Origin of the sequence: Mesorhizobium sp. M2A.F.Ca.ET.067.02.1.1 (assembly GCF_004023285.1) — a bacterium.
Lineage (GTDB): Bacteria > Pseudomonadota > Alphaproteobacteria > Rhizobiales > Rhizobiaceae > Mesorhizobium.
The window spans coordinates 1-1,122 of record NZ_RZSB01001177.1; the positions used below are offsets into that span (position 1 = coordinate 1).

The window sequence follows — 1,122 nt, forward strand, 5'->3', positions numbered from 1 at the left end:
GAGCGAAGTGGTGGCGCTGGCGTCGCGGCGCAGCCAGGGCACCGAAGTGTCCTTCGGCGACCGCACGCTGAAGGTCAAGGCGCTCGACACCTACGATTTTTCCGACACCGACCTCTGCGTCATGTCGGCCGGCGGCAACGTCTCCAAGGAATGGTCTCCCAAGATCGGCAAGCAGGGCTGCGTCGTCATCGATAATTCGTCGGCCTTCCGCTATGACCCGGACGTGCCGCTGATCGTGCCGGAGGTGAACCCGGACGCGGTCTCGCTGTTCTCGCGCAAGAACATCATCGCCAATCCGAACTGCTCGACGGCGCAGCTGGTCGTCGCGCTGAAGCCGCTGCATGACGTCGCCACCATCAAGCGCGTCGTCGTCGCCACCTACCAGTCGGTGTCGGGCGCCGGCAAGGAAGGCATGGACGAGCTGTTCACGCAGACCCGCGCGGTGTTCGTCGCCGACCTGGTCGACGTCAAGAAGTTCACCAAGCGCATTGCCTTCAACGTCATCCCGCATATCGACGTTTTCCTCGATGACGGCTCCACCAAGGAAGAGTGGAAGATGGTGGCCGAGACCAAGAAGATGCTCGACCCCAAGATTAAGCTGACGGCGACCTGCGTGCGCGTGCCGGTCTTCATCGGCCATTCGGAAGCGGTCAACATCGAGTTCGAGAAGCCGATCACGGCGGACGAGGCGCGCGAGATCCTGCGCGAAGCGCCGGGATGCCAGGTGCTCGATAAGCGCGAGAACGGCGGCTACATCACGCCGCTGGAATCGGCCGGCGAGGACGCCACCTTCATCTCGCGCATCCGCGAGGATTCGACCATCGACAACGGCCTGTCGATGTGGGTCGTCTCCGACAATCTGCGCAAGGGCGCGGCGCTCAACGCCGTGCAGATCGCCGAGCTGCTGGTCGAGCGCGGCCTGATCCAGCCGAAGAAGAAGGCGGCGTAGTTCTCGCTCACGGGCCGTATCGCCGCTGCCGCGGCGGGCCCTCCGCGGGGGCGCCGGACGACCGGCGGCCCGCAGTCGCGGGCTCGGCCTTCGGTAGTTTGTTTCGCTCACGGGCCGTATCGCCGCTGCCGCGGCGGGCCCTCCGCGGCAGCGGCGATACGGCCCGTGAGCGA

At 66.0% G+C, this 1,122-nt stretch carries 1 protein-coding gene; it reads left to right on the forward strand.

Going from position 1 to position 1,122, the window contains the following annotated elements; genetic code table 11:
• Positions 1-949, forward strand: a 949-nt coding sequence (locus tag EOA28_RS36530) for an aspartate-semialdehyde dehydrogenase (protein ID WP_128315879.1), incomplete at its 5' end; no start/stop codon positions are given.
• Positions 950-1,122: the final 173 nt, after the last annotated feature.